Genomic DNA, 6203 nt, shown 5'->3' on the forward strand with positions numbered 1-6203 from the left:
CGGGGTGAACGAAGCCGCTGGCGAGACTCGCGGCCGCGAGCCCCCACAAGCCGAGAACGAACATCATTGGGTGGCGCGACATGGTGGCTGCTTTCGAACCTTGGAGTTGCCTCGGGTTCAGAACGTCGTCTTGAAGGTGAACGAGACCCAGCCACGGTCCCACTGGGCGCCGATTCCGCCAATGCCCCCCACCTGCTGCTGCCCCAACGCGTTGACCGAATTGTTATGGTGCTTGGCGTATGCGCCGTTGTACGCGAGGGTCAAGCTGTAGTTGGCCTTCACGTCGAGCGCCAGGCCCGCGCTGTAGCTGCTGTTTCCCTGGTAGCCGCCGAACAGGACCGGCGAGGTGCCCTTGAGGCCGACCGAATAGAGCAGCGGCATCGACAGATCCACGCCGGGTACCACCTGGAACCACGTCGGCACGAACCTGACGGTGAAGCCCCAAGCGTTTCGGGTTGCGCAGCCGAGTTGCTCCGCAGCCCCTTTGCAACCGTAGTCGACCGAATTGAAGTTGGCGGGGTCGTTCTTCACCTTGTCCAGGTGGCTGTAGGTGAGTTCCGCGGCCAGCGTCGCGGAATCGAAAGCCGGAATCCTGCCGATGTAGGCAAGGGCATTCACCAGAGCATGCGTCGTGTCGCCCGTCGGCTCCGAGCCGAGGACCGTCGCCGGACCCATCAACAGCGGGGTGTCGATGCGGTGCGCGATTTCGCCGCTGACGCTCACGCCCTCCACGGCCCTCGAGAAACTGGCGCCCACGAGCGTGACCTGTTTTTCCTGATAGCTGAATCCGAGAGACGAGGGAACCGGCACACCGAGCGCAAGCGGCGCCGCCTGGAGTCCGCCCAGGACTATCTGCGGTAGCTTGTCGGTGTACTTGCGAAAGTACAACGCGGCCGTGCCGGTCAACCACCCAGGGCTCCAGCGTGCCATGACGCCCCAGTCGCCCGTCTTCTTCGGATCCCTGTAGCTCGGGATGAAGGGCACCGCGGCGACCGGTGTTCCACCAAGGGCTGACGAGATGGCCGCTGCCTGCGCCGGATTCACCAGGTAGGTGCCGCCTCCCCGTGTCAGGGCATCGAGCAGACCGAAGTAGGTACCGCCGTCCGGGAATGCACTGGGCTTCCAACCCAGGTAGTACTGTCCCGCCATGCTAAGCACGTCGGTGAGCTGGATCGTCGCGGACAGTTGGGGCAACGGCTTGAACACTTCCTTTGCCTCGACCCCCGGGTTGGCCAGCACCTTTCGGATATCGATCGGGCCTTGGGCGTACGACACGCCGTGAACGAACGAGAATAGCGACTCGCCCCAGTAGATGGTGTGCTGTCCGAGTTTCACGTTGACCGGAACGGTGCCAACGACGAACCTGGTGAAAACGAAGGCGTCGAGAATCTCGCCGGACGGGCCTCTGTTCCACCGTCTGGTAAACCTGGTGTAGGTGTTGTCGGGGTATGCCGAGCTGATGTCGCCAAGGCCCGGGATCACGAAGTTCGAGTTGGCGGTTTGTTCGGCAACGTTCCTGTACGCCTGGTCGTACCAGAGTGCCGCGCTCACGCGCAATCCCGACCTCTTCCTGTAGACCAGGTCCGACTCGGTGAGGAGATCAAGCCGATTCGTGACGATGTCTCCCCGCTTGAATTTGCTGTCGGAGTTGTCGTAAGAGGTGTTGTTCAGGATGTTCGGGTCCTGTGCCCGCGCGCGGACGCCCAGGTTGTATCGGACGCTGTTGTCCCATCGGAGCTCCAGATCAGGATTCCCCGTGTCGATGGGGAACGCGTTTGCAGTCCATGTGCCGAGGGCGGCTGTGACCAGGGCGCAATCGATCCCTATACGAATCAGGGCGCGCAATGTGCCTGATGGTCGGTTGATGGACATGTGGCCTCCATGGATGCTCGTTCCGCCGAAACTGCCGCACTGGGACAGCCCTGCCGCTGCAAATTGTTGCCTGCTCCTCAAGCCGATGCACCGCGATGGGGACGGAGATCTCCGCAGTCTTCTGCGCCGGGGTACACTGAAATTGTTGTTGTCGTTTTCCCAACTTTGGCGCGCACTTTGACTATTCGGAGAATCAAACAGCCCACCCGGTTTTCTCTGGCCAGTTGAGAAATTTACAGGACATGCTTCCGGTCATTACGTCTCAGTTAGACGTACAAGGCAACCTCAGAAACAATGGATGCAAGGGCATGCTCAGCACAGTTCGCCTACCCACAGCGCAGCTGGACGTGCTCTCCCTCCTGTTGCAGGTGTTCGCGGACCACCTGCTTCAAGACAAGTCGGCGGAGGAGGTGAAGGCCCGCCTTCAATAGCCTTTTGGACCGCGCTGCCACGCGGCAAGGCGCCGGGCATAGGACGCCACGCTTCAAGACAGAGGACGTGGCCGTCTGTATGAGTTCTCGCCACTGGTACCCGCACGCAGCCTATAGTGGACAACGCCGTTGGCGGGCGACACGGCTGCTGCCTTCGTCAGCCGGTAGTTACTCTAACTTGCCTTGGGACTGCAGCGAACCGCGCCTGATCCGCGAGCTCCGGCTGTTCGCGGTAGCCGATCACGCCGGCAACGCGGACCTCGTCGTCGACAGCATTCACAACGACGAGGTCTACCGCCGGGTGCGGCAGTTTCTCGCGCAGCAACACGCTCGCGAGAACCAGGTCCCCCGACATCCAGGTCGGCTCGTTACGAGCGCGACGGCGACCGTTCGCTCAAGCGACGAGAAGAAAGCCGCCAACCAGGCCGAGATGCTCGAAGAACGCGTTCTCGACCATGAAGCGCTGCGCTAACGGCAGTTCCCAGGAGCGATTGGCAACGAAGGTTGCGATCAGCGTGAATCCCGCAAGCCACAGGGCGCCGAGCCACCGGTAAGCGCCGGTCAGGATGAGCGCGGATCCGGCGAGCTCGGTGACGATCGTCGCGCCGGCAGCCACTGTTGCGAACGGCAGCCCGAAGTGTTGCGCCTCTCGGCTACTGCAGCGTTGAAGTCGAGGAGCTTCGTAAGGCCGCCCCGAATGTAAGCCGCACAGACCCCGAGCAGCGCAATGAAGTGGACCGGCGGCGTCGCGACAAGCGACCCGATTGCGCGGCCCAGGCGATCGAGCAAGCCTGTTTGCTCCGACGGCGCTGTCCTGTCATGTGCAGGATAGTTCGGCATTGCATCTTCCACGATGGTGGTGTGGAGGGTGAGCAGCATCGTGCCGACTGGCGCGAGATCTTTTAATCCCCCGGACGGGCGCAGCGCTTCAGGGACAGCCGTTCGGTGCCCCACGAGTCCGCCCGATCAACAGAACGTTCCCCCATCGGGGGGATGTTCGAGCAGTGTCTTCAAACGCAAACTTCAGCGCGACGGGTGCCTCAAATCGAGCGCCCAATCTCAGGAGATACGCATGACCAATCCGAAGCTCGAAGTTCTCACGTCTAGCTGCAGCAGGTCATCCTCAACCTGCTCCGCAATGCTTCCGAAGCGATGATCGGTGTCGATGATCGTCCGCGGCAGTTGCTGGTCAGAACCGAGCGAAAGAATGGCGATTGTGTGGAAGTGACGGTGCGGGATGCCGGTGTGGGCCTTGACGGTCAGAGCATGGACAAGCTCTTGATCACTCTATACGACAAAGAGCGGCCTGGTGCGGCCGCCGCAGCGGCGGTCAGCGCAAGCCCTCTGCGGCCAGCGCGTCACCGGTGAAGAACCGTGGGGGTTGGCGTTTCACAGCGGGTCGGAAGTCGCCGCGTGCGTAGTCGGCTTGCACCAGATAGGCCCCGGTCTGGAAGTCGAAAGTGATCGTCGCATCGCCGAAGCCTTGGTCGGCGGTTTCATAAAACGGAAAGTAGAGGCCAAACACCGCCCGGTACTGCTTGCCCGCGACGTCATAGTTGTCGGACGCTCCGACTACCGGCTGGTCTTCATCGAAATAGAACTTGCGCTTGGCATAGACGTGACGCGAGCCCGCTTTGAGCGTCGCTTCCACTTCCCAAACCCGATGCAGTTCCCAGCGCAGGCAGTCCGGCGCAGGATGGCCTTTCAAGTAGCGTTTCGCTTCAGGGCACGCCGCCTCGTCGAAGAGCTTGAAGGCATTGTAGGGGATCAGCATCTCCCTCTTGCCGATCAGCTTGAAATCGAAGCGATCCTGCCCCCCGTTGAAAACGGTGGCCTCATCCATGACGGCCGCGCCACCCGACGCCGGATTGGGCGTGTCGTACGCCAGTTCGGGGGTTAGCTTCACGCGTCGCTGCCCAGGCAAGTACTGCCATACCTTGCGACGATTCTTGATCGGATCCATGTAGTCGATAAGGACGAGCTTTTCGCCCGCCTTTCGGGGCGGCCCAATCCAGTCAACGTGAACCATCCAATACGGATCCGTCGGGGAGAGCACCGCGTTGTTCTCGACATAGAAGCCGGGGTACTCCTGCCAGATCTCGATGTCGCTTTGCACGTTGATGCCCCCTGCTGCATCGACCATGATGCTCCGGAAGCGCGCCACGTACGACGGCGACTGGTACCTCAGGTTGTGATTCCACATGACCTCGTTGCCGGTCTTCGGAATCGGAAACGGGACGCCCCCATAGCAGCCTTCAAGGGCCAGTCCGCCCTGCGTCGTTTTGCAGGCTGTGGCGTTCTTCAGAGAACGCTCGTTCACGTGTGTGGGATAGCGTTGGGTGCGGTGGGTCGGGTACACGTCCAGGCGGAAGCCGGGGTACTTCTGCAGCAGCGCCTTGGTGCCATCGCTGAGCTTGTCCGCATGCTGAGCCATGTTCGCTGCGGTCACGCTGTACAGCGGCTTTTCGTCGGCAAACGGGTCCGGGCGCATGCGCGGGTTCTTCGGGTCGAAGGTGGCCGGTGGCTTGACTTGGCCATCGGTGTAGGCCGGGATGGTGCCTTCCTTGTTGCCCGCCTTCTCTGCGCCCCAGGGCATGAGCGTGGTACCCAATTGCCTGGCCTCGTCGACGCTGACCGCGGCCATGGCGGCGGCCGAAATGCCGATGAAGATGGAGATTGCGGTCGAGCGAAGGATATGAGTCATGTCTCGTCTCCTCGGTTGGATTTGCCGATGTCACGTAAGAGGAAGTGCGAGAGCGCTGGAACGAGCGTCAGCGCAGCCAGCATGTTCCACAAGAATATGAAGGTGAGCAGAACGCCCATGTCGGCCTGGAACTTGATCGGTGACCAGGGCCAGGTGACCACACCGGCTGCCAGCGTGATGCCGACCAGCGCCACGACCTTGCCGACGAAGGACACGGCACGGCGGCTGGCGTCGGCGAGCGATGCGCCTGCACGCTGATGTGCGAGCTGCACGCTCAACAGGTACAGCGCGTAGTCCACGCCGATACCCACGCCCAGCGCTACGACCGGCAGCGTGGCCACCTTGAGGCCGATGCCCAGGTACACCATGAGTGCCTCGGTCATGACCGACGTCAGCAACAGGGGCAGCACGGCGACGATGACGGCGCGCCAGCTTCCGAATGCGATGAAGCACAGCACGATTACCGCGGCGTACACGTACATCAGCATCCTCGCATTGGATTGTTTGACGACGATGTTGGTCGCGGCTTCGATACCGGAATTGCCGGCCGCGAGCAGGAACTGGCGATTGGTGGCGCTGTGCACTGCGGCAAAGCGGTTCACCGCCGTCACGATACTGGCCAGTGTCGCGGCCTTGTGGTCGGAGAGATAAGCAACTACCGGAATCACCGAGCACGCGGGCGTCACGAGCTCGGAGTTCCACGACACGGCGTTGCTCACCTGTGAATCGATGATCCGCTGGTCGCCGCTGACTGTCTGCCACTTGGGATTGCCATCGAAAGAGCCTGCGGTGTAGGCGCGTATCGTGTCGGCCAGCGACTCGACCTTCTGCACGCCCGGCAGCTGTGCCAGAGTCCAGCCCAGGCGGTCGGCCTCTATCAGATTCTCGTAGGTGCCGCACTGGTCCTTGGGCGTCTTCACCATGACCGCGAACACATCGCTCGAAATGCCGTACTGGCCGGCGATGTAGGCGGTGTCCCGGTTGTAGCGCGAGTCCGTCCGAAGCTCCGGTGCCCCGGGGTCAAGGTCACCGACCTGCAGTTGCAGGCTGACGACAAATGCCGCGATGCCCAGCGTAGCGGCCATCGCCACGGCCACCGTGGCCCAACGCCTCTCGGTGAGCCTTTCCAAGCCCGCCGGGCAACGACCGATGCCACGGCCGGCGGATTGCTCGCTGCGCCCGGCCGCCAGCTTGCT

6 protein-coding genes and 1 pseudogene are annotated in these 6203 nt (G+C 62.2%); 2 read left to right on the forward strand and 5 right to left on the reverse strand.

Annotated features, from left to right (window positions below; genetic code table 11):
- Window positions 1-117: 117 nt before the first annotated feature.
- Window positions 118-1872, reverse strand: a complete 1755-nt coding sequence (locus tag JWQ89_RS13575) for a DUF1302 domain-containing protein (RefSeq protein WP_299641852.1) — start codon at window positions 1870-1872, stop codon at window positions 118-120.
- 308 nt (window positions 1873-2180) lie between these two features.
- On the opposite strand from JWQ89_RS13575, the gene JWQ89_RS13580 reads away from it, so the two are divergent.
- Window positions 2181-2303, forward strand: a complete 123-nt coding sequence (locus tag JWQ89_RS13580) for a hypothetical protein (protein WP_299641854.1) — start codon at window positions 2181-2183, stop codon at window positions 2301-2303.
- Window positions 2304-2460: 157 nt separating this feature from the next.
- Here the strand turns inward: JWQ89_RS13580 and JWQ89_RS13585 are convergent, their stop codons facing one another.
- Both JWQ89_RS13585 and JWQ89_RS13590 read right to left on the reverse strand, forming a co-directional pair.
- Window positions 2461-2658, reverse strand: coding sequence for a hypothetical protein (locus JWQ89_RS13585; RefSeq protein ID WP_299641856.1), 198 nt, complete (start codon window positions 2656-2658; stop codon window positions 2461-2463).
- Between the two features lie 39 nt (window positions 2659-2697).
- Window positions 2698-3092: pseudogene (locus JWQ89_RS13590) on the reverse strand (DoxX family protein).
- Between the two features lie 330 nt (window positions 3093-3422).
- On the opposite strand from JWQ89_RS13590, the gene JWQ89_RS22530 reads away from it, so the two are divergent.
- Window positions 3423-3671 (forward strand): hypothetical protein, encoded by a 249-nt coding sequence (locus tag JWQ89_RS22530; protein ID WP_366144005.1) that lies wholly within the window; start codon window positions 3423-3425, stop codon window positions 3669-3671.
- Here the strand turns inward: JWQ89_RS22530 and JWQ89_RS13595 are convergent.
- Complete coding sequence (locus JWQ89_RS13595) at window positions 3634-5007, reverse strand: DUF1329 domain-containing protein (protein ID WP_299641858.1); 1374 nt, start codon at window positions 5005-5007, stop codon at window positions 3634-3636. The two genes, JWQ89_RS22530 and JWQ89_RS13595, sit on opposite strands and share 38 nt — an antisense overlap.
- The coding region (locus JWQ89_RS13600) for an MMPL family transporter (protein ID WP_299641859.1) at window positions 5004-6203 on the reverse strand (1200 nt) is incomplete at its 5' end. The genes JWQ89_RS13595 and JWQ89_RS13600, both read right to left, overlap by 4 nt.

The organism is Devosia sp., from assembly GCF_028290645.1.
Classification (GTDB): domain Bacteria; phylum Pseudomonadota; class Alphaproteobacteria; order Rhizobiales; family Devosiaceae; genus Devosia_A.

What these genes read in the sequence shown, in the direction of transcription:
- JWQ89_RS13595 (WP_299641858.1), bottom strand. Translation starts at nt 5,007, where the DNA reads ATGACTCATATCCTTCGCTCGACCGCAATCTCCATCTTCATCGGCATT.
- JWQ89_RS13575 (WP_299641852.1), bottom strand. Translation starts at nt 1,872, where the DNA reads ATGTCCATCAACCGACCATCAGGCACATTGCGCGCCCTGATTCGTATA.
- JWQ89_RS13585 (WP_299641856.1), bottom strand. Translation starts at nt 2,658, where the DNA reads ATGTCGGGGGACCTGGTTCTCGCGAGCGTGTTGCTGCGCGAGAAACTG.
- JWQ89_RS13580 (WP_299641854.1), top strand. Translation starts at nt 2,181, where the DNA reads ATGCTCAGCACAGTTCGCCTACCCACAGCGCAGCTGGACGTGCTCTCC.